Annotated in this window: 18 protein-coding genes; 5 read left to right on the forward strand and 13 right to left on the reverse strand. The window is 73.4% G+C overall.

The window, feature by feature from the left end; translation table 11 throughout:
• Positions 1 to 17: 17 nt before the first annotated feature.
• The 9 genes from ACFQ79_RS08980 to ACFQ79_RS09020 all read right to left on the reverse strand — a co-directional run bounded on the left by ACFQ79_RS08980 (position 18) and on the right by ACFQ79_RS09020 (position 8,937).
• Positions 18 to 953 (reverse strand): PDR/VanB family oxidoreductase, encoded by a 936-nt coding sequence (locus ACFQ79_RS08980; protein WP_383580489.1) that lies wholly within the window; start codon positions 951 to 953, stop codon positions 18 to 20.
• Between the two features lie 55 nt (positions 954 to 1,008).
• Positions 1,009 to 2,643, reverse strand: coding sequence for a thiamine pyrophosphate-binding protein (locus tag ACFQ79_RS08985; RefSeq protein WP_383580491.1), 1,635 nt, complete (start codon positions 2,641 to 2,643; stop codon positions 1,009 to 1,011).
• A gap of 9 nt (positions 2,644 to 2,652) precedes the next feature.
• Positions 2,653 to 3,441, reverse strand: a complete 789-nt coding sequence (locus ACFQ79_RS08990; RefSeq protein ID WP_383580493.1) for an SDR family oxidoreductase — start codon at positions 3,439 to 3,441, stop codon at positions 2,653 to 2,655.
• Positions 3,442 to 3,460: 19 nt separating this feature from the next.
• Complete coding sequence (locus tag ACFQ79_RS08995; protein ID WP_383580495.1) at positions 3,461 to 4,216, reverse strand: SDR family oxidoreductase; 756 nt, start codon at positions 4,214 to 4,216, stop codon at positions 3,461 to 3,463.
• On the reverse strand, positions 4,209 to 4,730 hold the full coding sequence (locus tag ACFQ79_RS09000; RefSeq protein WP_383580497.1) for a cupin domain-containing protein: 522 nt from the start codon (positions 4,728 to 4,730) through the stop codon (positions 4,209 to 4,211). The genes ACFQ79_RS08995 and ACFQ79_RS09000 overlap by 8 nt, the downstream gene beginning before the upstream one ends.
• Positions 4,721 to 5,548, reverse strand: coding sequence for an alpha/beta fold hydrolase (locus ACFQ79_RS09005; protein ID WP_383580499.1), 828 nt, complete (start codon positions 5,546 to 5,548; stop codon positions 4,721 to 4,723). The genes ACFQ79_RS09000 and ACFQ79_RS09005 overlap by 10 nt, the downstream gene beginning before the upstream one ends.
• Complete coding sequence (locus ACFQ79_RS09010) at positions 5,545 to 6,342, reverse strand: aspartate dehydrogenase domain-containing protein (protein ID WP_383580501.1); 798 nt, start codon at positions 6,340 to 6,342, stop codon at positions 5,545 to 5,547. Before ACFQ79_RS09010 ends, ACFQ79_RS09005 begins: the two co-directional genes overlap by 4 nt.
• Complete coding sequence (locus ACFQ79_RS09015; protein ID WP_383580503.1) at positions 6,339 to 7,283, reverse strand: VOC family protein; 945 nt, start codon at positions 7,281 to 7,283, stop codon at positions 6,339 to 6,341. Before ACFQ79_RS09015 ends, ACFQ79_RS09010 begins: the two co-directional genes overlap by 4 nt.
• 169 nt (positions 7,284 to 7,452) lie before the next feature.
• Complete coding sequence (locus ACFQ79_RS09020; protein ID WP_383580505.1) at positions 7,453 to 8,937, reverse strand: aldehyde dehydrogenase; 1,485 nt, start codon at positions 8,935 to 8,937, stop codon at positions 7,453 to 7,455.
• 292 nt (positions 8,938 to 9,229) lie between these two features.
• Between ACFQ79_RS09020 and ACFQ79_RS09025 the strand changes: the two genes are divergently transcribed.
• Positions 9,230 to 10,594 (forward strand): MFS transporter, encoded by a 1,365-nt coding sequence (locus tag ACFQ79_RS09025; protein WP_383580508.1) that lies wholly within the window; start codon positions 9,230 to 9,232, stop codon positions 10,592 to 10,594.
• Positions 10,595 to 10,750: 156 nt separating this feature from the next.
• A complete protein-coding gene (locus ACFQ79_RS09030) occupies positions 10,751 to 11,290 on the forward strand; it encodes a MarR family winged helix-turn-helix transcriptional regulator (protein WP_383580510.1) in 540 nt (179 codons plus the stop codon).
• 5 nt (positions 11,291 to 11,295) lie between these two features.
• Here the strand turns inward: ACFQ79_RS09030 and ACFQ79_RS09035 are convergent, their stop codons facing one another.
• From ACFQ79_RS09035 to ACFQ79_RS09045, 3 genes are all read right to left on the reverse strand, one after another.
• Positions 11,296 to 14,715: a PQQ-binding-like beta-propeller repeat protein gene (locus ACFQ79_RS09035; protein WP_383580512.1), complete on the reverse strand. Its 3,420-nt coding sequence runs from the start codon at positions 14,713 to 14,715 to the stop codon at positions 11,296 to 11,298.
• 194 nt (positions 14,716 to 14,909) lie between these two features.
• The gene (locus tag ACFQ79_RS09040) at positions 14,910 to 15,791 is read right to left on the reverse strand and encodes a diacylglycerol/lipid kinase family protein (RefSeq protein WP_383580514.1); all 882 of its coding nucleotides are present in this window, start codon (positions 15,789 to 15,791) and stop codon (positions 14,910 to 14,912) included.
• Positions 15,792 to 15,822: 31 nt separating this feature from the next.
• Positions 15,823 to 17,418 (reverse strand): FAD-binding oxidoreductase, encoded by a 1,596-nt coding sequence (locus ACFQ79_RS09045; protein WP_383580516.1) that lies wholly within the window; start codon positions 17,416 to 17,418, stop codon positions 15,823 to 15,825.
• A gap of 75 nt (positions 17,419 to 17,493) precedes the next feature.
• Between ACFQ79_RS09045 and ACFQ79_RS09050 the strand changes: the two genes are divergently transcribed.
• The 3 genes from ACFQ79_RS09050 (at position 17,494) to ACFQ79_RS09060 (ending at position 21,938) form a co-directional block, all read left to right on the forward strand.
• Positions 17,494 to 18,093, forward strand: a complete 600-nt coding sequence (locus ACFQ79_RS09050) for a TetR/AcrR family transcriptional regulator (RefSeq protein ID WP_383580518.1) — start codon at positions 17,494 to 17,496, stop codon at positions 18,091 to 18,093.
• On the forward strand, positions 18,090 to 19,673 hold the full coding sequence (locus tag ACFQ79_RS09055) for a glycerol-3-phosphate dehydrogenase/oxidase (RefSeq protein ID WP_383580520.1): 1,584 nt from the start codon (positions 18,090 to 18,092) through the stop codon (positions 19,671 to 19,673). Before ACFQ79_RS09050 ends, ACFQ79_RS09055 begins: the two co-directional genes overlap by 4 nt.
• Before the next feature lie 171 nt (positions 19,674 to 19,844).
• Positions 19,845 to 21,938: a SpoIIE family protein phosphatase gene (locus tag ACFQ79_RS09060; protein ID WP_383580522.1), complete on the forward strand. Its 2,094-nt coding sequence runs from the start codon at positions 19,845 to 19,847 to the stop codon at positions 21,936 to 21,938.
• 48 nt (positions 21,939 to 21,986) lie between these two features.
• On the opposite strand, the gene ACFQ79_RS09065 is transcribed toward ACFQ79_RS09060, so the two are convergent.
• Positions 21,987 to 23,051, reverse strand: coding sequence for a substrate-binding domain-containing protein (locus tag ACFQ79_RS09065; RefSeq protein WP_383580525.1), 1,065 nt, complete (start codon positions 23,049 to 23,051; stop codon positions 21,987 to 21,989).
• Positions 23,052 to 23,219 lie beyond the last annotated feature (168 nt).

Consider the following 23,219-nt stretch of genomic DNA (forward strand, 5'->3'; position numbering starts at 1 on the left):
AGCGGGCGGGGGAAGGGTCAGAGGTCGAGGACGAGCCGACCGGAGGCGCACCGTGAGACACAGATCATCATGGTGGCGCCGTTGGTCCGCTCGGTCTCGCTGAGCAGGAAGTCGCGGTGGTCGGGCGTGCCGTCGAGCACCCTGGTCTCGCAGGAGCCGCAGATGCCGTCGCGGCAGGAGCTGTCGACTCCGATCCCGGCGTTCTCGACGGCGTCGAGGATCGAGGTGTGCGCGTCGACCCGGAGCGTCAGGCCCGAGGCGCGGCACTCGACCTCGAACTCCGCGTCGTCTCCGCCGCGTTCCGCGGTGGGGGCGGCGAACCGCTCCAGTCGGAGGCGGTCCGCCGGGCAGCGCTCCTCGACGGCGGCGAGGAGGGGTTCGGGTCCGCACGAGTAGACGAGCGCGCCCCCGGGCAGTCGGGTCAGCACCGCGTCCAGGTCGATGTGGCCCAGCTCGTCCTGCGGGACGAGCGTCACCTCGCCTTCGAGCAGGGCGAGTTCGGCGGTGAAGGCCATCGACGCGCGGCTGCGGCCGCCGTAGACCATGCGCCACTCGGCGCCCCTGCGGGTCGCCTCGCGGGCCATCGCGAGCAGGGGGGTGATGCCGATGCCGCCGGCGACGAAGACGTACGAGGCGGCGTCCTCCAGCGCGAAGTGGTTGCGCGGTTCGGAGACGGTCACGGACTGCCCGGGGCGCAGCCGGGTGTGGACGTGCCGTGAACCTCCGCGCGAGGCGGGCTCGTTGAGGACGCCGATCCGGTACGCGCCCTGCTCGTGCGGGTCGCCGCACAGGCTGTACTGGCGGATCCGGCCGCCGACGTGCACGTCGATGTGGGCGCCGGGCGTCCAGGCGGGCAGGGGTTTGCCGTCGGGGTGGGTGAGCTCGACGGAGAGTACGCCCTCGGCCTCCCATGTCATGCGGTGGACGATCAGCTGCAGCGGGTTCTCGCTCATGGCCTGGTGCCTCCTTACCGGCGGTCGGGCAGTGCGGGTGCGGGACGGGGCCGGGCTACCGGCCGGGGATCCGTACGGGTGGGGTGAACGGGTTCTTCATCGGGCCGAGGGCCGTGAGGTCGACCTCGACGAGCGTCGGACCGTTCGAGGCGACGGCCTCGGTGAGGACCGGCGCCGCGTGTTCCTCGGCGGCGATCCGCAGGTAGGGCAGACCGCAGGCGCGGGCGAGCAGGGCGAAGTCGGGGGTGACGAGGTCGACGCCGGAGCGGCGCTCGCCGAGGCGGTCCTGCATGTTGCGCAGCACGCCGTATCCGCCGTCGTTGAAGACGATCAGGGTGAGCCGGGGCCGTTCCTGGGCGAGGGTGAGCAGTTCGCCGAGGTGGACGGCGAGTCCGCCGTCGCCGGCGAGGACGACGGTGGGCGCGCCGGGGCGTCCGAGGGCCGCGCCGATGCCCATGCCGAGGCCCTGGCCGATGCCGCCGCCACGCGGGAAGACGTTGTCCCGGGGGTCGTACAGGGGCAGGAGGCGGTTGCCCCAGCTGCTGGAGGGGATGGTCACGTCACGGGCGACGACGGCCTCGCGGGGCAGCGCGGCGCGCAGGGCGTCGCAGATCGCGGCCTGCGGTCCGATGCCGTCGTGCAGGGCCGCCCGTACGTCGTCGCGGACGGCGCGGACGCGTTCCCGCCAGCCGTCCTCTGCCGGCGCGGCGTACCGGGTGAGGGCCGTGAGGGTGGGTGCGGCGTCGCCGTGCAGCGGGTGGGCGGCGGGGTAGACCCGGCCGAGGGCCGCCGCGTCGAGGTCGATCTGGATGTGTGCCGGGGGCAGTTCGAGGGTGTAGTCGGAGGTCTCGTTGGAGCGGAAGTGGGTGCCGACGGTGACGAGCACGTCCGCGTCGGCGAGGAGGGCGCGGGCGGCGGGGGTGGTGGCGAAGTTGCCGATGACCTGCTCGTGGTCCTCGGGCACCGTGCCGCGTCCGGAGTTGGAGGTGAGGAGTCCCGCTCCGGTCGCCTCCAGGAGCCGGGCGAGTTCCCCGCGGGCTCCGGTGGTGCCGCCGCCGGCCCAGACGAGGGGGCGGCGGGCGGTGGCCAGGAGTGCTCCTGCGGCGGCGAGTTCGCCGTCGGTGGGGGCGGGCACCGCGGAGTACTCGGGGACGACGGGGTCGTCGGTCTGGGGCGCGTACTGGAGGTCGATGGGCCATTCCACGCTCGCCGGTCCGCCGGTTCCGCCGGGCCCGCGGAGCGCGGCCCGCGCCGCCTCGCGCAGGATCCGGCCCGCCCTCTCGGTGTCCGGCACCGTCGCGGCGTGGGCCGAGACGGCGGTGAGCATGCCGAGCTGGTCCTTGGTCTCGTGGATGAACCCCCTTCCGCCGCCGAGGAATGCGCTCTCGATCTGGCCGGTGACGTGCAGGACGGAACTGCCGGCGCTCAGCGACTCGATCAGCGATCCGGCGGCGTTTCCGGCGCCGGTTCCGGTGGAGGTCAGGGCACAGCCGAGGGAGCCCCGGGCCCGTCCGTAGGCGTCGGCGGCGTTCACGGCCGATGCCTCGTGGCGTACGGGGACGAAGCGGAGTTCACGGTCGACGGCCTCGACGAGCGGCAGGTTGTGCACGCTGACGATGCCGAAGACGGTGTCGATGCCCAGTTCGCGCAGGACGGCGACGAGGAGATCGCCTCCGTTGTCGTGACGCATGGTGTCTCCTCAGAGGATGGAGCGGCCGACGCCGCCGCAGACGTCGATGCCGGTGCCGGTGATGTACGAGGCGCGGGGCGAGAGCAGGGTGACGACCGCGTACGCGACCTCCTCGGCCCGGCCGAGCCGGCCGAGGGCGACGCCCCGGTCGGCGGCCAGTTCCGCCTGCCAGTCCTCGTACCTCGTGCCGGTGGCGGCCGCGGCGTGGCGGCGGGTCCACTGGCCGGTGTCGATGAGCCCGAGGCACACGGAGTTGACCCGGATGCCGTCGGCGGCGAGTTCGGCCGACAGGGACTTGGAGAGGTTGAGGATGCCGGCGCGGGCGGCGCTGGTGGTGATCAGGCGGGGCTCGGGCTGTTTGGCGAGGACCGCGTTGATGTTGACGACGCTCGCCGCTCCGGAGCGGGCGAGGAACGGGCGGGCGGCGCGCAGGGGGTTCAGCACCCCGGCGAACTTGAGCTCCAGTTCGTCGCGCCAGTCCTCGGCCGTCGAGTCGTCGAGCCCCTTCATGCGGGACTGTCCGGCGTTGTTGACGAGTCCGTCGACGCCGCCGAACGTGTCGGCGGCGGCGCGGACGAAGCGGTCCACGGCGTCGGCGTCCCGGACGTCGCAGACTCCGGTGAGCAGGCGGTCGCGTCCGGCGCCGAGCCCGGCGGCCGCCGTGGCGAGACGGTCGGCGTCGCGGCCGCAGGTGGCGACGCGGGCGCCCTCGTCGAGCAGGGCGCGGACCGTGGCCAGGCCGACGCCCGAGCTGCCGCCGGTGACCACGATGGTGCGGTCGGCGAGGCCCAGATCCATAACGGGTTTCTCCTGCGTGTCAGTTCATGGTGAAGCCGCCGTTGACGGCGATCACCTGTCCGGTCAGATAGCGGGACTCCTCGCCGAGCAGGTAGGAGACGATCCCGGTCAGGTCGTCCGGCTGCTGCGGCCTGGAAACGGCCCGGTTCGCGCGGTAGAGGTCGTGCCGCTCGGCGGGCACGGTCTCGGTCGCCTCGCCCTCGGTGAGTCCGGGGGCGACCGCGTTGACGGTGATGCCCCTGTCGCCGAGTTCGCGTGCCATGGCCCGGGTGAGGGCGATGACCGCTCCCTTGGAGGCGATGTAGTGGGCGAGGCGCGGGGAGCCGTAGAGGGCCGCGTCCGAGGCGATGTTGACGATCCGGCCGGGCGCCGCGAAGAGCGGGTGGAGGGCCTTGGAGACCAGCCAGGGGCCGCGGGCGTTGACCGTCATCAGCCGGTCCCACACCTCGATGTCGATGTCCTGGAACTCCCTGCCGCCCACGCCGTTGGCGAGCGCGGCGTTGTTGACGAGGCCGTACAGCGGGCCGATCGCCCGCACGGCGGCCGCAAGCGCGGTCACGGATTCCGGGTCGGCGACGTCGCAGCGGACGAAGCGGGCGTCGATGCCCTCCGCGCGCAGCTCGGCGGCCGCCCGCTCGCCCCGCTCCCGTTCCAGTTCGGCGACGACGACGCGGAAGCCGTCCTCGCCCGCCCGGCGGGCCATGGCCAGTCCCAGGCCACGGCCCGCTCCGGTGACGACGACGGTGCGTGCGTCGGCCGGGGGCAGGTCAGCCACGGGTGACGCCGTGCATCGGCGAGTACGCGGGGTAGGTCGGGACCTGCGGCTTCTGCGTGCCGATGACGACGCAGAAGAGGGCGTCGGTCTCCCCCTCGTTCTTCAGGGAGCGGGTCACGCCGGCCGGGACGACGATCATGTCGCGGTAGCCGAGGGTCCGGTACTCGGCCTCGTCGGGGCCTCGGTGGATGCCGACCTTGACCTCGCCCTCCAGGACGAAGAAGGCCTCTTCGACGTCGTGGTGGGTGTGGGCCGGGCCTTCGGCGCCGGGCGGCAGCAGCATGTTGGAGAAGGTGAAGCCACCGGACGGGAGGATGCGGCTGTCGCCCTCGTGGTTGCCGGTGGCGCCGGAGCCGACGTAGCGGATCTGGCCGCGGCGGTACTGCGGGCCGGCCTTCTCCTGGAAGGAGAGGGTGTCGAAGTCGGCGACCCGGGAGGCCTTGGTCGCGATGAGGGAGTCGGTGTACGCGGCGAGGTCGTCGCCGTTGTCGTACGCGGTGGTGGTCAGAGGCATGGGGGCTGCTCCTGTTCGGGGATGCGTGCGGTGATGCGGAGGTGGGAGAGGACCCAGGCGTTGAAGCGCGCGGGCTGCTCCTGGTTGGCCAGGTGACCGGCGTCCTTGACGATCACGAAGGCGGTCCTGGGGAGGGCTCCGGCGATGGCCTGGCTGCCCTCGACGCCGGTGACCCGGTCCTGGTCGCCGCAGAGGACGAGCGAGGGCGCGGCGACCGCGGGGAGTTCGGCGCGGAGGTCGGCCGAGGCCATGGACTCGGCGGCGTACCCGTAGCCCGGGAGCCGTACCGAGGAGGCCATGGTGTCGACGATCCGCCGGACGAGGCCGGCCGGGGCGCCGGGTGACACCAGGCGTGGTCCGCGGGCCTCGGCAAAGGCGCGCGGGCCGAGTTCGGCGAGCTCGGTGGCGCGGGCTCGCATGCCCGCCGCCTTCGTCCCGTCCGTGCCCGAGCCGGGGCTGGAGTCGGCGACGATCACCGAGGCCACGAGGTCCGGGTGGCGGGCGGCGAGCCGCAGGGCGATCACGCCGCCCCAGGAGACGCCGAGGACATGGGCGCTGCCGCCGCGCTGCCGGATCAGCCGGGCCGCCGTGTCCGCGAAGTCGTCGAGGGTGAGGGGGACTTCGGGGTCGGGCGACCGGGCGTAGCCGGGGGCGTCCCAGGCGAGGACCCGCGCGTACGCGGAGAGTTCGGCGAGCTGGGGGGCGAAGGCGGCCGACGAGGAGCCGATGCCGTGCAGGCACAGGAGGAGGGGGCCGTGGTCGCCGGCCTCCTCGACGTGGACGTCCGTGGCGGCCGGGGTGCGGACGTCGGCGCTCACAGGATCTGGCCCGTCCGCCCGGCGAGCGCGGCGAGGCTCCGCAGGACCGCGTACGGCACCACCTGGCTGGTCGCCGGGTTGCCCGGGTCGGGCAGGTGTGCGACCTCGAAGCGGTACGCCCCGTGCGCGCCGGACGCCTCGATCACATGGCGCGTGTGGCGCGCCGCGGGGTCGGCGACGACCCGGACCCGCACAGCGTCCAGGTCGCCTACGGCCAGCGCGACCGAGGCGGCCACGTTCGTCGACTTGGGGAACTTCGCCGGGACCTCGCGGGCGGTGCCGGTCATGACCTCGACCGGGCCGGTCGCCGTCCGCATCCGGGCGAGCAACTCGGCGTCCATCCACGGCTGTTCGAGGGTCGAGGGCAGCTTGGTGGTGGTCAGCCTGACCTCGTCGAGGGGACCGAGGGAGCGGGCGGCCTGGAGCAGGTCGAGTCCGCCGACGGCGCCGCCGGTGAAGTACACCCGGCCCGGTCCCGCCGCGAGCAGTCGCCTCGCGAGCTCCTCGTCGGTCATCGCGCCGCTGGAGGCGACGAGCAGGTCGGTGCCGGAGGCGAGCACGCGCTCCCCCCACTCCCGTACGACTCCCTGGCCGGCGGCCTCCACGATCAGGTCGCAGAGGTCGAGGGCCTCCTCGAAGGGGACCTGGGGGGCGGGCGCCGCGTCGCCGAGCGGGCGGTTGTCGACGACGCACACCAGCTCGGCGCCCTCCACCCGCCCGTCGGCGAGCGCGGTGCCGACGGTCCGCCCGATCGCGCCCCAGCCGACCACTCCGACCTTGCGTACGGTGCTCATGCGGTGTCCTTCGTGGCGTCGACGGGGGCGAGCGGGCCGGGGTCCGGCGAGCCCGCCATGTGGCAGCGGATCTCCTTCGACGGCGGGCCGGCCGTGCCCCACAGGTCGGAGAGCTCCGGGACCCGTCGCCACACGCGGGCGATCCAGGTGTCCTCGACGATCTGCGCGACCTCGGAGGTGTACTCGCACACGAGCCCGGACGGGTCGGTGAAGTAGGAGAAGGTGTTGTTGCCGGGGCCGTGGCGGCCGGGGCCCCACTGGGGGGTGATGCCGTGGTGGCGGAGCCGGCCGAGGCCGCGCATGAAGTGGTCGACGGAGCTCATCTCGTACGCGACGTGGTTGAGCGAGGTCCACTCGGCCTGGTTGAAGGCGATGCAGTGGTGGTCGGCGTTGCAGCGCAGGAACGCCATCTGGTGCTCGGACCAGTCGGAGACGCGCAGTCCGAGCACCTCGCGGTAGAAGGCGACGGCGGCGTCGATGTCGACGGTGTTGAGCACGGCGTGGGTGACCCCGACGGGCACGGCGCCGTCCCGTCCGCGCGGGACGACCGCGTCGACGTGGGCGCTGATCTCGACGAGGCGCCCTTCGGGGTCGGTGAACCGCAGGCCGTGTCCGCCGCCGGCCTGGCCGAGGGGGCCGGGGCCGAAGACGGGGACGATGCCCCGTGCTTCGAGGCGGCGGGCGGCCTCGTCGACCTCGGCGGGGGTGGCGACGGCGAAGGCGAGCCGGCCGAGGCCCACGCGCTCGTGTGCGGTCAGGTGCAGGACGTGGTGTTCGTCGCCGGTGCCGCGCAGCCACCGCGCGCCGCTGTCGGACTCGACGGTCTCGAGCCCCCAGACCTCCTCGTAGAAGTCGGCGGCCTCGGTGAAGGCGGGGGTGTGCAGCTCGACGTACCGCAGGGAGCGGAGCCGGGCGATCGGGCCGGGCGGTGAGGGTTGCATGGGTCTCTCCAGTCGGGCGGGCGGGGCCCGGAGGGGCGGCTCGGGCAGGGGGCTCGGGGCGGGCCCCGACAGGGGGCTCGGGGCCGGCCCGGACGGTGGGCTCGGCAGCGGGCCCGGACGGTCGACTCGGAGTGCGGGCCCGGACGGTCGACTCGGGGTGCGGGCCGGGTCAGCCGGCCCAGGGAAGGGGGGTGTCGGAGGTGCCCCAGTACAGGGACTTCTGTCGCTGGTAGGCGCGGATCGCGTCCCGGCCCTTCTCCGTGCCGAGGCCGCTGTCCTTCCATCCGCTGAACGGGGTGGCGGCGCTGAACTGCTTGTACGTGTTGATCCAGACGGTGCCCGCCTCGATCCGGCGGGCGATCCGCCAGGCGGCGCGCAGGTCACGGGTCCAGATGCCGCAGGCGAGGCCGTATACGGAGTCGTTGGCCTGGCGGACGAGGTCGTCCTCGTCGTCGTAGGGCAGGGCGACGAGGACGGGGCCGAAGATCTCCTCCCGGCAGGTACGGGAGGTGTTGGCCAGGCCGTCGAGGACGGTCGGAAGGTAGTAGGCGCCGTCCCGGTACCGCTCCCCCGTGGGCGCCGACCCGCCGCAGAGCACGCGCGCGCCTTCGGAGCGGGCGAGGTCCACATGGGCGGCGACCGCGTCGCGGTGGCGGTGGTGCACCAGGGGGCCGACCTGGGTGGAGGGATCGGTGCCGGGGCCGACGCGCAGCTTGCGGACCCGCTCGACGAGCTCGCCGACGAAGGTGTCGTGGATCTCGCGTGCCACGAAGAGCCGCGAGCCGGCGATGCAGGACTGGCCGCTGGACGAGAAGATCCCGAACAGCACCCCTGCCAGTGCCTGTTCGATGTCGGCGTCGGCGCGCACGATCGTCGGCGACTTGCCGCCGAGCTCCAGCGAGGCGGGGACCAGCTTCTCGCCGGCGATCGCGGCGATGGACCGGCCCGTCTCGGTGCCTCCGGTGAATCCGATCCGGGCGACGAGGGGGTGGCGCACGAGGGCGTCGCCGACGATCCGGCCGCTGCCGGGCAGAACCGACAGGAGGGCGGTGGGCAGGCCGGACTCGTCGAGCGCCCGGGTGATCAGCCGTCCGAGGGCGAGGGAGACCAGGGGGGTCCAGGCGGCGGGCTTGAGGAGGACGGCGTTTCCGGCGGCGAGCGCGGGGGCGATCTTCTGCGCGTCGCTGGCGACCGGGGAGTTCCAGGGGTTGATCGCGCCGACCACGCCGATCGGTTCATGGACGCTCATGGTGACGTACGGGCCGCGGGACGGCGTGACCGTGTCCTCGGCCGTCTCCAGGGCGGCGGCCATGTACCGGAAGGTGCCCGCCGCGCTGAGGGCGAGGGCCCGCGTCTCGGTGAGGGTCTTGCCGGTGTCGGCGGTCTGTACGGCGGCGAGCTCGGGGGCGGCCTCCTCGACCAGGTCGGCGATCCGGTGGAGGAGACGGGCGCGCTCGTGGGCGAGCAGGTCCCGCCAGGCGGGGTCCGCCACCGCCCGTGCCGCGGCCTCGGCCGCCTCGCCGACCTCGGCGGCGGAGGCGGAGTGGACGGTGGCGAGGACGCGCCCGGTGGCCGGGTCGACGGTGTCGAGGGGCTCGCCCGCACCGCGTCGCCACTGGCCCGCGATCAGGATGTCGGTGGGAAGGAGCGGCACGGGTGGACCTCCGGGCGGGGACGGAAGGGGAGTTGGCTCCGGACCCGGACGTGGTCCGGCTCGATCCCGAGAGCGAAATCGTCGAAGCACTAGAAATCTAAGCGCTTAACTAAATCTCGACAAGCCCCCGATTCGAGATCGTTGCCGAATCGGCCTTGAGCACGTCCTTCACGGAGCCGATGATGACTACCGGGCCCACGAGTCAGGGATCTCTAGGCGCTTAACCATTGACCGCTTAGATAAGGACCCCTACTGTCTCGGCAACTCCCCTGCCCGCGGAAGGACCCCCTCCATGACGACTGTGGCCGGTCAGCAGGCCCTCGGCTCCGTAGCCGCGCGACTCGAACGACTTCCGCACTCCCGGTGGCACGTCAAGGTCCGGTTCCTGATCGGCGCCGTCACCTTCTTCGAGGCGTTCGACCAGCTCCTCGCCGCGTCCGCGCTGCCCGTCCTGATGAAGGAGTGGCACCTCACCACCGGACAGGCCACCCTCGCCGTGACCGCCGCCTCCGTCGGGATGCTGCTCGGCGCCCTGGCGGCCGGCTGGCTCGGCGACCGGATCGGCCGCGTCCGCACCGTCGCCCTGGGAGTCGGCGTCACCGGCCTCGCCAGCCTCGCCGTCGCCTTCTCCGGCAGCATCGAGACCTTCTCGCTCTTCCGGTTCGTCCAGGGCCTCGGCATCGGCGGGGTCGTACCCGTCGCCGCCACGTACATCAACGAGATCGCCCGCTCCGACAAGCGCGGCCGGTTCGTCCTGCTGTACGAGATGATCTTCCCGGCAGGCCTCGCGGCGGCCACCCTGGTGGCCGTGTGGGTGGTCCCCCACTTCGGCTGGCGCGCGATGTTCGTCATCGGCACGATCCCCGTGCTGCTCGCCGCCGCGCTCCCTCGCCAGGTGGCCGAGTCCCCCCGGTGGCTGCTGTCCCGCGGACGCGTCCGCGAGGCGGAGGAGGTCATCGCCCGCATCGAGGCCGAGGTCGCCCGCTCCGCCTCCGGAGCGCTGCCCGCCCCCGCCGCGGACCTGGCCGACGAACCGGCCGGCGGCCGCCTGGGCGATCTCTTCCGGGGACGCTACCTCCGCCGGACCGCGGTCGTGTCGGGACTGTGGTTCGTCGCCTACTACGTCAACCACGGCATCTCCACCTGGCTGCCCTCGCTCTACACGAAGACCTTCGGCCTGGACCTGACCACCGCCCTCGTCTACAGCCTGCTCAGCAACATGACCGGCCTGCTCGGCACGTTCGTCGTCGCCCTCCTGATCGACCGCGTCGGCCGCAGGCCCGCCCTGGTGGGCGCGCTCGTCGGCACCGTGCTCTCGCTCGGCGTGCTCGCCCTGGCGGGCGCGACCTCGGGCGGCCAGGTGGCGCTCTTCGCCTCCTGTACGACCTTCTTCCTCTACGCGATCAACGCGGGGCTCTACCTGTACTCACCCGAGCTCTACCCCACGTCCAGCCGGGCCAGGGGCGCCGCGTTCGGCGGTGTGTGGAACCGGCTGGGCGTCATCCTCGGCCCCGTCACCGTCGGCGCGATCATCGGCGCGGGCGGCAGCCTGTCCCTCGTCTTCGCCCAGCTCGCCGTGGTGGCGGCCGTCGGAGCCGCGATCGCCTGCTTCGCCGTCGAGACCAAGGGCAGGACGCTGGAGGAGCTCAACGCCTGAGACGACCGGCGAGGAGCGGGGCCCGCGACGGACCGGGCGCCCGGCACGGAGAGCGGGCGCCCGGCACACAGCGGGCGCCCGCGCGCTTTCACCTCAGGACTAAGATTCTCAGTGCTGTGAGAAATCGGGGGACGACGCAGGACGAGGGGAAAGAGCATGGCTGCATCGAGGCCGGCGGACCGTGACGCCGTCGCGCGCGTGATCGAGGACTGGGCGCGGGAGAGGCCCGAGCTGGATACCGGCCCGCTGGAGGTCCTCGCCCGCCTCCACCGCTCCTACCTGCGCTACAACACCCGGCTCACCGCCTCGATCGAACGTCACGGCCTGTCCGTGGCCGGCTTCGACGTCCTCACCGCGCTGCGGCGCGCCGGGCACCCCCATCGGCTGACCGCGGGGCAGCTCGCCGACTCGGGCCTCGTGTCGTCGGCGGGGGTGACGCTGCGGATCGACCGCCTGGAGAAGGACGGCCTCATCGTCCGCGAACGGGACGACGACGACCGCAGGGTCGTCTACTCCCGCCTCACCGACAAGGGTCTCGCGACGGTGGACACGGTGTTCGCCGAGCACCTCGACAACGAGCGGCGGATGCTCGCGGGCCTGTCGCCCTCCGAACACCGCCAGCTCGCACGCCTGCTGCGCAAGCTGGAGGTGTCGATCGTCTCCTCCGACGAGCAGCCGACCGACACCACGGCGTAGCGCTCCTACGGCGCCGGGAGCCGTCCCGCCGCGACGGCGGGGGCCGACGTCCCCCCGGCCGTGCTTCCCCTCTCCTTCCGGCGAGCGGCGAGTGCGTGGACCGTGCCGTCGTCCGTGAGGGCGAACAGCCAGTCACCGCTGACGGAGAGGGCCGAGGCCACTCCGGCTCCGAGGTCGTACGAGGCGGTGCGCCGGCCGGTGGCCCGGTCGAGGACGAGCAGTCTCCCGTCCCACGTCCCCACGTACACGTGATCCCTCGTCACCAGCGGATGCGTCGTCGGCGAACCGTCGCCGACCGCACAGCCCATGGCCACGCGCCACGGGTCGTCCAGCGGGCTCTCCCCCGCCAGGTAGCCGGAGCCGGTCTCCCACAGCGGCTTCGACGGATCGGCGGCGCCGGTGTCGTACGCGCGCACGACGCCGTCCCGGCCGGCGGCGTAGACGGTGCCGCCCCACGCGGCGGGGCTGGTGAGCGGGGCGCGCCCCGGTTCGCAGGTGCTGCCGCCGCCGAGCCTGGACTCCCAGACCACGGCTCCCGTCCTCGGGTCGTGGCCCCGGGTGCCGTACGCCGTGGACGTCACCAGCTGCGGCGCGCCCGTGGCCGGGTCGGTCAGGACGGGAGAGGAGTGGCTGTCGATGTCGCCCGCGGTGTCCTTGACCCACAGCCGGGTGCAGGTCGCGAGATCCATGGCGATGACGGTGTTGCTCGACATGGAGTGCAGATAGGCGGTGTCGGAGCCGGGTTCGCGGATCACCGTGCTGTGGGCCTGCCCCCAGGAGAACGAGGCGCCGAAGCCTCCGGGCAGCAGGCCGCCGGTCTCGGCGTCGCGGCAGCGCACCGTGGAGGCGTCCTGGTAGACGGCGACCGATCGGGGGTCCGCGCCCGTGAGGGTGAGGACGCTGACCGGTCCGCCGGCGCGGCCGTAGCGACGCACGGTGTCCCCGTGGGTCTCCTCGCGGTCGATCGACTGCCAGGCGATGCGGCCGCTCGCCGCGTCCAGGGCGTAGACGCGGCCGACTCCGGTGGTCAGGTAGACCTTGCCGCCGTGGAGGGTCGGCGCCGACTCGGCGTCGCCGTCCAGGTACGTGCGCCACAGCTCGCGCCCTGAGGCGATGTCGTAGGCGAGCATCATGCTGTACGGCGAGTCGAAGGCGCGGGACGAGACGATGAGCCGGCCGTCCGCTATCACCGAGCCGTTGAGGTTGAACTGCTCGCCGGTGTGGCGGGCCCATCTGAGGTCGAGCGTGGCGCCCGGCGTGTCGGCGCTCGCGGACCGGCCGGCCTCGTCGCCGCCCTGTCGCAGCCAGTCCCGACCGGTCCCGGGCCTGGCGAGGTCGGCGTCGCGGACGACCCGGAAGGTGTTCCTCACGACGGGGAACCGCACGCCCCGGGTGTCGTGCGCGACGGACTCGGCGGTGTAGGTGCCGGGCCTGAGCCCGCGCAGTGCGCCGCTCGCCCGGGTCCAGGCACCGCGCGCGCCGGGACAGGTCTCCGGCGTGCCGCCGGGCGCGGTGTGGCAGTTCTCGATGCCGGGGCGGGAGGCGCCCCTGCCGAAGCGGACGGTCTCGCGGTCGACGACGCGGCCGCGGTCGTTCCGGACGGTGAGCACCGCCTCGGCGGGGGTGCGGCCGTCGTCCTCCGCGTACGCCTCGACGGGGACTCCGGCCCGTTCGCCGTGGACGCTGCCGTCCGCGGGACTGACGAGGGCCGCGTCGTCGTCGACGTCGAACTGGCGGTGGATGCCGGTCACATGGCCGGTGTCCTCGTCGCGGTGGGTACGCGGGTCGTCGGTGATGCCGCTGAAGTCGAGGACCTTGTAGTCGGGGCGGGCGCCGTCGATGCCGTACGTGCCCTGGTTGTTGATCTCGACGGACCTCTTGAAGGCGCCGCGCCGGAACTCGGCCTGCTGGTTGTGGCCTGCGGCGACCATCCGTACGTCGTACTTGGCGAGTTCGTCGATCGTCGGCTGCATGCCCGCGCCGGGGCCCCACTGGGTGAAGAGCGAGCGGTGGGCGAAGACGAAGACCTGCTTGCCGACGGCGTGCCGGGCGAGGTCCCGGCGCAGCCACTCCAGCTGCGGCTCGAGACCGCTCGCGTCGTAGTTGTCCTCCAGGACGACGATGTGGCGTCCGTTGCGGTCGAAGCTGTACCACTCGGGTGCGAGGTTGCGGCGGTAGTACTCCAGGCTGCCGGCGTAGCCCTGGGAGGTCGCCGTGCCGCCGAAGTCGTGGTTGCCCATCACCGGGTAGAAGGGGTGGCCGAGCCGGCCCTGTTCGAGGCCCTTGCTGAAGAGGTCGTAGCCGCCCTGGCGGCGCGGCTCGTCGGCGTAGTCGGTGACGGTGAGGTCGCCGGTGGCGATCTGCATCGTCGCGCCGTCGACCTCGGACATCGCCCGTACCTGGCCGGTCCACTGGGGCAGGGCGCGGCGGGCCTCGTCGTCGTTGCGGTTGCCGACCTCGGTGTCGGAGTTCATGACCCACTTCTCGGTGGGGTTCGAGGCGTTGCGGTCGGGGACGAGCGCGAAGTCGACGCCCGTGCCGCCTGTTTCGGGGATCCGGTGGAAGAACTGCGGGATCCAGTCCTTGCGCAGAGCGGGCGTGTAGCCGTCGGGCGAGACGATGGCGACGAGGTCGGTCTCGCGTCGGGCGGGGTCGATCTCCAGGCGGTACGCGCCGTCGGCGCCGGTCGTGGTCCACACGGCGCCGTCGGTGACGTCGATGCCGGGCATGGGCCGTTCGCCCTTGTCCCGCTTGCCGTCGCCGTCGGTGTCCTTGAAGACGGTGCCCTCGACGGTGGCGGTCGCGGCCCGGTCGGCGGTGCCGTCGGCGAACGCGGCCTGGGGTGCGAGGAAGGAGAGCGCGAGGGCGCCCACGGTCGCCACCCGGATCCGGTGCGTCCTGCGGCGCGGCCGGAGGGCCGCGATCAGCAGGGCGGAGCCGGCGGCCGCGGCGAGGGCGACGGTGAGCACGGTGGTCCACGGGAAGGCCGGCGGCGCGTGGACACCGTGTGCGTCGACGAGCGGGGTGTCCGCGGTGGCGTCGGCGGCCGTGCCGTCGAACTCGACGACGACCCGGGTCAGTCCGCCGTGCTCGATGAGCGGGGTGAGGTCGAGCGCGTCGACGCGGCAGCCCCAGGCGAGTTCGACGACGACGCCCCCGGGGACGCCGCCCTTGTCGCCGGCCGCGCCGGATCCGGTGGCCGGGCAGCCGGCCCTGAGCAGTCCGGCCGCCCAGGCGCCCGCCTGGTCGGCCGGCACCACGCCGTGGTGCACGATGAGGCGGCCTCTGGTGACGTCGTCACCGGTCGCCAGCACCAGTTCGGCCTGCTCGCGCGAGACGTGCGCGAACGCGGGCTGGGCGCCGATGCCCAGCACGAGGAACAGCAGCGCGAGCGCGAGCCCGGCTGCCGTGCGTAGGGGATTCATGAAGGTGGAGGCTAGGCATCCGCCGTCCGGATACCGGTCGGTACCCGTCTGATTTCACCATGCTGTGCACAAGAGTTCAGCATGAGCGATCACATTCGTACGGAAGTGAACAAGCGCCGAGCCGGATGCCCGGAGGAGGCGTCGCTCTCTCCGGGCATCCGGTACGCCGGGCCCGAGGGCCCGCGGACGTCCTGTCAGGCCAGGACGTTCAGCGCGGCGGGCCGCACCCTGAGGGTCACCGGCAGGACGGCGTCGACCTCGCCGTCCGCGCCGTACGGGAGGGGGCGGTCCGCTTCCAGGCGGACCTCCTTGCCGCGCAGGATCTCGACCTCGGGCCGGTTCACGTGCACGCCCGTCTTCAGCTCGTTCATCATGGCGAAGAAGAGGCGCTTGGGCGCCTGCTTGATGATCACGACGTCGAGCAGCCCGTCGTCGATCCGCGCACCCGGTGCGACGTTCCTCCCGAACCCGTAGAAGCCCGAGTTCGCCACGACCACGGTGTAGCCGGTGCGCCCGTGCCGCACGCCGTCGACGGTGACGCGGTACGCGGCGGGCTTCCAGGCGAGGACCGCCCGCAGGCCGCCCGCGTAGTACGAGGCCGCGCCGCGCAGCACGCGGGAGGCGTTGGCATGGCGGTTGGCCACCGCGTCGACGCCCGCGTACACACTGCCGAGGACGCAGGTCCCGGCGTGCACGGCGGACTCCACCTCGATCGTGTCGACGGCCCGCGGCTCGCCGTGGAGCAGTATCTCGACGAGCCGCGGGGCGTCCGTGGGCAGGCCCAGGGCGCGGGCGAAGTCGTTGCCGCGCCCCGCCGGGACGAGGCCGAAGACCGTGTCCGTACCGCTGAGCGCACCTCCGACACAGCCGGCCATGCCGTCACCGCCGACGGCGAGCACGACGTGCCCCCGCGCCCCGGCGTCCTGGGCGAGCTCTCTGGCGTGCTCCAGGCTGCGGCTGTAGACGGTGTCGAGCCTGGCACCCGCCTCCCGCAGCAGACGGGCCAGCGGGAGCAGACCCGCCGTGCCGCTGGAACCCCCTGCGGTGGGGTTGACGACGGCGGTGAACTGTCGCATGGATCTGGCCTCCGGGCGGCAGAAGTAGGGTTCAGCGGACGGGGATGAGAACTCCGGGGCTCAGCACACCGGAGGGGTCGACCTCGGCCTTGACGGCCTGCAGCATGCGGATGCCGAGGGGACCGATCTCCCGGGCGTACCAGTCGCGGTGGTCGGTGCCGACGCCGTGGTGGTGGCTGATGGTGCCGCCCGCGGCCAGGATCGCGTCGTTGGCCGCACGCTTCACCGGTTCCCAGTGCGCGACGGCGTCCTCCCCCTGTGCGGAGACGACGGTGAAGTACAGGGAGGCGCCGTTCTCGTAGGTGTGCGAGATGTGGCACATGACGAGCGGCGGCGTGCCGGCCTCGGTCAGCGCGCTCGTCAGCGCCTCCCGCACGGCCGCGTAGAGGCCGGGGATCGCGGACCAGAAGGCCGCGGTCTCCAGCGTCTCGGCGAACGCGCCGGCGTCGAGCAGCGCGTCCCGCAGGTAGGGCGCGTTGTACCGGCCGTGCTCCCACTTGTCGCCGGGCTCCTCGCCGATGAGCTCTCCGTCGCAGGCGAGGAGGACCTCGCGGGCGACGGCACGGCGGGCCATCGTCTCCTCCTCGGTGCCCTCGTAGCCGACGATGGCCACGCAGCCCGGGTTCTGCGGGAGTTCGGCGCTTCCGATGGCGTCCGGCTGCGCGAGACCGATGAAGGTCTCCGACTCGTCCGACAGCCGCAGCACCGTGGGCCGCGGGCCGTCCTGGGCCAGTCGGCGCAGTGCCGCCGTGCCGGCCTCGAAGGAGGCGAAGCGCCAGCCCTCGTAGATCCGCTTCGACGGGAGCGGACGGATGCGCACGGTGACCGCCGTGATCACTCCGAGGGCGCCCTCGGAGCCGAGGACCAGCTGGCGCAGGTCGGGGCCGGCCGCCGAGCGCGGGGCCCGGCCGGTCTCCAGGGTGCCTTCGGGGGTCGCGACCGTCAGACCGAGGACCATCTCGTCGAAGCGGCCGTATCCGGCGGACGCCTGGCCGCTGGAGCGGGCCGCGGCGAAGCCGCCGACGGTCGCCCACTCGAAGGACTGCGGGAAGTGCCCGAGGGTCCAGCCCTTCTCGTTGAGCAGCGCCTCGGCCTGCGGGCCGCGCAGTCCGGGCTGGAGCGTCGCGGTGCGGGACACCTCGTCGACGGCGGTCAGCCGGTCGAGCCGCCGCAGGTCGAGCGCGACGAACGGCCGCTTCGTGGTGGGCGCGAGGCCGCCGACGACGGAGGTGCCGCCGCCGAACGGTACGGCGGAGACGCCGTGTTCGGCGCAGGCGCGCAGCACGGCGAGGACCTCGTCGTGGTCGCCCGGCAGCACGACGGCGGCGGGGATGTCGTCGACCTCTCCGGCGCGGATGCGCAGCAGGTCGGGGGTCGACTTCCCCCGGGTGTGCCGGATGCGGCTCTCGGCGTCCTCCCGCAGGGAGTCCGGCGTGCCGACGGCCTCGACGAGGGCGGCGCGGGCCTCGTCGGGCAGCGCCGGGGCGGGCGGCGCGATGTCGGCGAGTGCGGCGGGGCCGCTTTCGCGCGGGGTGACGCCGAGCAGGTCACGCAGCAGGCCGGTGACCGAGTCGGGCAGGGGTGCCGCCTTGGCCGGGTCGCCCCAACCGCTCCACAACATGTCCACTTCGAAAGGGTTCCTAACGGTCTGTTTCACGGATGGCGCTGCCACTCGGCCGACGCTGGCATTACACTGTGACAGATGACGCCCATTCGTCACAACCATGAAGACACAGATCCCGTGCTCGACGCCGCACGCGACTGTGTGCTCGCCGTCGGCGTACGGCGAACCACCCTCACCGACATCGCCCGGCGCGCGGGCGTGTCCCGGATGACGATCTACCGGCGCTGGCCCGATGTGCGCAGCCTGGTGGGTGACCTGATGACCCGTGAGTGGATCGCCGTCGCCGCCGGGGCCATGCCGGCCTCCGACGAGGACCGGCCCGAGCGGGAGCGGATCGTCGAGGGACTCGTCGCGGGAGCGGCCGCGTTCCGGGCCCACCCGCTCTTCCACAAGATCATCGACGTCGATCCCGAGCTGCTGCTGCCGTACATCCTCGACCGCCGGGGCGCCAGCCAGGACGCCCTGCTCGGGCTCCTCCACACGGCACTCGAGGACGGCCACGAGGACGGATCCGTACGCCGCGTCCGGGCGGACCTGCAGGCCAGGTCCCTGCTGCTGGTCGTCCAGTCCTTCACGCTCTCGCTGCGCACCATGACCGACGACACCGATCCCGAACTGAGCGAAGCCGCCTTCCTCGACGAGCTGCGCACCCTGCTGGAGAGGACCATCGCCCCATGAACCCCACGAGCAGCCCCGCCCTGCCCGGCTCCTCCCTCGACGCCCGGCGGCGCCTGCGCGAACTGGACCGGCTCGCCGGCGGCGCTGCCGACAGCGTGGTCGACGTCCTGGTCGTCGGCCTGGGTGCCACCGGCGCCGGAGCCGCCCTCGACGCGGCCACCCGCGGGCTCACCGTCGCCGCGATCGACGCCCACGACCTCGCCTTCGGCACGTCACGCTGGAGCTCCAAGCTGATCCACGGCGGACTGCGCTACCTCGCGTCCGGACAGCTCGACGTCGCCCACGAGAGCGCGGTCGAGCGGGGCATCCTCATGGAGCGCACCGCCCCCCACCTCGTCCGCGCGCAGCCCTTCGTGCTTCCCCTCACCCCGCTCGTCAGCCGCGGCCAGGCCGCCCTCGCCCGCGCCGGATTCCTCGCGGGCGACCTGCTGCGCGTGGGCGCCCGCACCTCGCGGAGCACGCTGCCCCAGCCGCGCACGCTCTCCGCGGTCGAGACCCGGCACCTCGCCCCGGCCCTCCGCCCCACGGGGCTGCGCGGCGGACTGCTCTCCTGGGACGGCAGGCTCTCCGACGACGCCCGTCTCGTCACCGCGATCGCCCGCACGGCGGCCGCGTACGGCGCCCGCGTCCTCACCCGCACCCGGGCCCTCGAGCTGCACCGCGACGGCGCGCTGGTCCGCGACGAGACCACCGGCCAGGAGCTGCGGATCCGCGCGCGTACGGTCGTCAACGCGGCCGGGGTCTGGGCGGGCGGCCTCGTCGACGACGTACGCCTGCGGCCTTCGCGCGGCACCCATCTCGTCCTGCGCTCCGAGGACCTCGGCCGGCTCTCCGCGGGCCTGCACATCCCGATCCCCGGCGAGACGAACCGCTTCGTGCTGGTCCTCCCGCAGGGCGACGGACGGGTGTACGTCGGCCTCACCGACGAACCCGTCGACGGCGACATCCCCGACGTGCCCGAGGTCCCCGAGACCGACATCGGCTTCCTCCTCGACGTCCTCGGCTCCGCGCTCGACGTCACCGTCCACCGTGCCGACGTGGTCGGTGCCTTCGCGGGCCTGCGGCCCCTGCTCGACACCCGGGACGCGGACGCGGCGGGCCGCACCGCCGACATCTCGCGCAAGCACGCCGTGCTCACCTCTCCCTCCGGCGTCGTCACCGTCGTCGGCGGCAAGCTGACCACGTACCGCCGCATGGCCCAGGACGCCGTCGACGCCGCCGTGACCGCCGGCGACCTGACCGCCGGGCCGTGCCGTACCGCGTCCGTCCCCCTCGTCGGCGCCGCCCGACCGAAGGTCCTCGCCGGGCTCGACGTCCCGGCCCGGCTCGTGTACCGCTACGGCTCCGAGGCACCCGCCGTGCACGCGCTCGGCATCGAAGACCCCGCCCTCGCCCGTACCGTCGTCCCCGGTCACCCGGTCACGGGCGCCGAGCTGGTGTGGGCCGTCCGCCACGAGGGCGCCCTCGACGTCTCCGACCTCCTCGACCGCCGCACCCGCATCGGCCTGGTCCCGGAGGACCGCGCCGCGGCCGAGGAGGCCGCCCTGAACGCCCTGGCGGAGTCGGCCCCGGTGAAGTGACGTGCGGTGACGTCGAGGCGGGTGCGGCCTGGCGGGATCCGGCGGCGCCTTCTTCGCGCGGGGGTCTCCGTGATGTCCGATCCGGCGAGCGCGGGCAGAATTGACGGGAGAGTCCCGCTCCGTCGGTGAGCAGCGCGCCCGCCGGCCGTCCGTGCCCGGAAAGGGGGCCGTGTGTCCTCGCCTCGACCGGGGGGTCGGCCGGGAGACGAACAGGCTCCCGGGCCTCTCTGGTCGGAGCCCGGGACGCTGCTCGAGCAGGTGGCCGTGGCCGTGCTCGGCATCGACGAGGACGGCCGGATCTGCTACTGGGGGCCCGGTGCGCAGCGGCTCTTCGGCCACGGGGCCGCGGACGTGCTGTCCCGGCCCGCCGCCGTCCTCTTTCCCGCCGCTCCCCTGGACGGGGCCGGTACCGCGGAGCGCCTCGCGGAGCGCGGTCGGACCTTGGGCTACTGGCGGGCACGGGTGCCGACGCTGCACCGGGACGGCAGGATCTTCGACTGCGGGTTCCGGGTCTTCCCGGTGACCGGCACGGGCGGCCGCTCCGTCATCCTGGGTCTGGCGAGCGAGAGCTCCGGGCTCGACCGGGTGAAGACCAACCTCGCGTTTCTCGACGCGCTGTTCGCGACGTGCCCGATCGGCCTGGTGATGCTCGACGAGGACCTCCGGTACGTCCACCTCAACCAGGCCCTGGCCGACATGGACGGGACCCCGATCGAGGACCACATCGGCCGGACCATGGCCGAGTTCATGATCACCTCCGACGGGGGTGAGTACCAGCGCATGCTCCGCGCCGTCGCCGACGGGGGACGGCCCGTCGTGAGCACGCTGGTCGTGCTGCGCACGCCGGGCCGTCCCGACCGCGAGCAGGTACGCTCCGTGAGCTTCTTCCCGCTCAGTCGGGCCGTCGGCTCGCGGGCGGGGGTGGGCGGTCTCCTGGTGGACGTCACCGACCGTGAGCAGGCCCTCGTGGAGGCGGCCGCCGGCAGACGGCGTCTGGCGCTGCTCGACCGGGCCGCGGCCCGGATCGGCACCACGCTGGACGTGAACGTCACGGCCCGCGAGCTGGTCGAGGCGGTCGTTCCCGAGTTCTGCGAAGCCTCCGTGGTGGAGGTCGTGGAGTGGAAGGACGAACGCGAGGTGTTCGATCCGGACGCGGTGCTGCTCACCCGCCGGATCGCCGCCGGCACGTGTCTTCCGCCGCCCGCACCCGAGCTGGTCGGCGGCCTGGAGCGCGTGACGTATCCGCCCGGCTCGAGCATCCACCGGGCCCTCACGACGGGCCGTCCCGTCTGCGTCCCCGTGAACGCGGATTTCATGACCCGCACGGTCATCCACCAGGCCCGTGCCCGCCTCCTGATCGACAGCGGTCTGACCTCGCTCCTCATCGCTCCGCTGATCGCGCGGGGCACGGTGCAGGGCATCACCATGTTCGGCCGCTCCGGCGGCCGTCCGGAGTTCACCGAGGACGACCTCAGCCTGGCGGGCGAGCTCGCCTCGCGGGCCGCGCTGTGCCTGGACAACGCACGGCTCTACAGCCGGGTCCAGGACATCGCGCTCACCCTCCAGCGGGCGCTGCTGCCCACCGCCCTCGCGAGCAGCCCGGCCGTGCGCGTGGCCCACCGCTACCTGCCGGGCAGCCAGGCCACCGAGGTCGGCGGCGACTGGTACGACGTGATCGATCTGCCCGGCGGCCGGGTGGCCCTGGTGGTCGGCGACGTGATGGGGCACGGCGTGCCCGCGGCGGCGGCGATGGGGCGGCTGCGCATCACCGCCAAGGCCCTGGCCCGCCAGAACCTGGAACCCGCCGGCCTCCTGGAGGAGCTCGACGCCTGCGCCCAGGACGCGGGCATCGCGTACGCGACCTGCCTCTACATCCGCTACGACCCGACGACGGGCCTGGCCCGCATCGCGAACGCGGGTCATCTGCCCCCGCTGCTCCGCCGGGCGAGCGGCACGGTCGAGTCGGTGGACGAGGTGCTGGGGGTGCCGCTGGGCGTCGGCGGCGTGCCCTTCCGTACGACCGAGATCGAGCTCCACGACGGCGACACCCTCGCGCTGTACACCGACGGACTCGTCGAGGCGCGCGGCGTCGACATCGATGCGGGAATGGCCGCGCTGCGCTCGCAACTCGAAGGCGCGACCGGCACGTTGGAGGAGGCGGCGGACGGCGTCCTGGCACGGCTGCTGCCCGAGGCGCCCACCGACGACGCCGTGATCGTGCTCGCCCGGATCCAGCGCGAAGGCCTCGGGGACGCCTCGGCCTGATCGACGGGACGGCCCCCGGCACGGCGGCTCCGGCGAGACCCGCTCCGCTCAGCCGCCGCTGGACGAGCGCACCCGCAGTCGCGGGAGGACGAAGAGCCGGTGCCGGGGAGCGTCCGGCTGCTCGATCCTGCGCACCAGCAACTCCACCGCGGACGCGCCGACTTCGTGCTTCGCCGGGGCGATGGCGCTGAGCGGGACGTCGGCGAGTCCCGCCACCTCGTCGTCGTACGCCACGATGGCGACGTCGCCGGGGATCTGGACGGATCGCGCGCGCAGCCTCCTCAGCAGCGCGAGCGCGTGGTTGTCGGGATGGGCGATGACCGCGTCGACGCGGCCGGCGGCCACGGCGGCCAGCAGCTCCTCGACCGGGTCGTCGTACTCCGGGCTCCCGGGACCCGCGTCGCCGGTGTCCAGGACGGACACCGGAAGGGGCGTTTCGAGGCCTGCAGCCCGCACGCCCGCCTCGAAGCCCTCGATGATCCACTGTGCGGTCGGGCTCGTGCCGCGCACGAGCAGCGCGAGGCGCGTGCGGCCGGCCTCCGCGAGGTGCCGCACGGCCAGGCGCGCCCCGTGGACGTGGTCGGACACGACGTGGTCGATGCCGGCCGTCTCGTCCGACTCGGGCCGGCGCTCCACGATCACGACGGGGACGGGCAGGTGCTCGTACCAGCCGCGCGGCCCGGTCGGAACGACGAGGAGGCCGTCGACGCCGTCGCCGATCATCCTGTCGACCTGCGCGCGTTCCTCGTCCGCGTCGTACCCCGAGATGTCGAGCACCAGCCGGGCGTTCCGTGCGGCGGCCGCCTCGCGTGCGCCCTTGATCACCTCGGGGTAGTAGTAGTCGGCGGACGGCACGATCAGGCCGATGACGCGCTCCCGGCCGCGGGCCGGTGCGGCGGGGTCCGCGTCCGCGGGCGCGGTCTCCGCCCAGGTCTCGGGAAGCATGGCCCCGCCGTGCACCCGGGCGACCAGACCGCGGTCGGCGAGGACCTCCACGTCGCGGCGGATCGTGACCGGGGAGACTCCCAGCTCGGCGGCGAAGTCGCTGACCCGGAGGGAGCCCTCCTCGCGCAGCCTGCGCAGGATCGCCTGATGCCTGTGTTCCGCGTGCACTTCCCCGCTCCCCTCGGACGACGGCCCAGTTCAGGAGCAGTGTAGCCACCTTGCGATCGATCCTGTCTGTTCTTCATCGAATGGACAACCGATGGCTGTTCCTGTCCAAACCGTTGCCCTCTTGGTTTTCTGCGTGTTAGAAACCCCACGCTTACGAGCCAGCGACAG

The organism is Streptomyces sp. NPDC056480, from assembly GCF_042795405.1.
Lineage (GTDB): Bacteria > Actinomycetota > Actinomycetes > Streptomycetales > Streptomycetaceae > Streptomyces.

What these genes read in the sequence shown, in the direction of transcription:
- ACFQ79_RS09035 (WP_383580512.1), bottom strand. Translation starts at nt 14,715, where the DNA reads ATGAATCCCCTACGCACGGCAGCCGGGCTCGCGCTCGCGCTGCTGTTC.
- ACFQ79_RS09030 (WP_383580510.1), top strand. Translation starts at nt 10,751, where the DNA reads ATGGCTGCATCGAGGCCGGCGGACCGTGACGCCGTCGCGCGCGTGATC.
- ACFQ79_RS09040 (WP_383580514.1), bottom strand. Translation starts at nt 15,791, where the DNA reads ATGCGACAGTTCACCGCCGTCGTCAACCCCACCGCAGGGGGTTCCAGC.
- ACFQ79_RS09055 (WP_383580520.1), top strand. Translation starts at nt 18,090, where the DNA reads ATGAACCCCACGAGCAGCCCCGCCCTGCCCGGCTCCTCCCTCGACGCC.
- ACFQ79_RS08985 (WP_383580491.1), bottom strand. Translation starts at nt 2,643, where the DNA reads ATGCGTCACGACAACGGAGGCGATCTCCTCGTCGCCGTCCTGCGCGAA.
- ACFQ79_RS08980 (WP_383580489.1), bottom strand. Translation starts at nt 953, where the DNA reads ATGAGCGAGAACCCGCTGCAGCTGATCGTCCACCGCATGACATGGGAG.
- ACFQ79_RS08990 (WP_383580493.1), bottom strand. Translation starts at nt 3,441, where the DNA reads ATGGATCTGGGCCTCGCCGACCGCACCATCGTGGTCACCGGCGGCAGC.
- ACFQ79_RS09010 (WP_383580501.1), bottom strand. Translation starts at nt 6,342, where the DNA reads ATGAGCACCGTACGCAAGGTCGGAGTGGTCGGCTGGGGCGCGATCGGG.
- ACFQ79_RS09000 (WP_383580497.1), bottom strand. Translation starts at nt 4,730, where the DNA reads ATGCCTCTGACCACCACCGCGTACGACAACGGCGACGACCTCGCCGCG.
- ACFQ79_RS09015 (WP_383580503.1), bottom strand. Translation starts at nt 7,283, where the DNA reads ATGCAACCCTCACCGCCCGGCCCGATCGCCCGGCTCCGCTCCCTGCGG.
- ACFQ79_RS09025 (WP_383580508.1), top strand. Translation starts at nt 9,230, where the DNA reads ATGACGACTGTGGCCGGTCAGCAGGCCCTCGGCTCCGTAGCCGCGCGA.
- ACFQ79_RS09050 (WP_383580518.1), top strand. Translation starts at nt 17,494, where the DNA reads ATGACGCCCATTCGTCACAACCATGAAGACACAGATCCCGTGCTCGAC.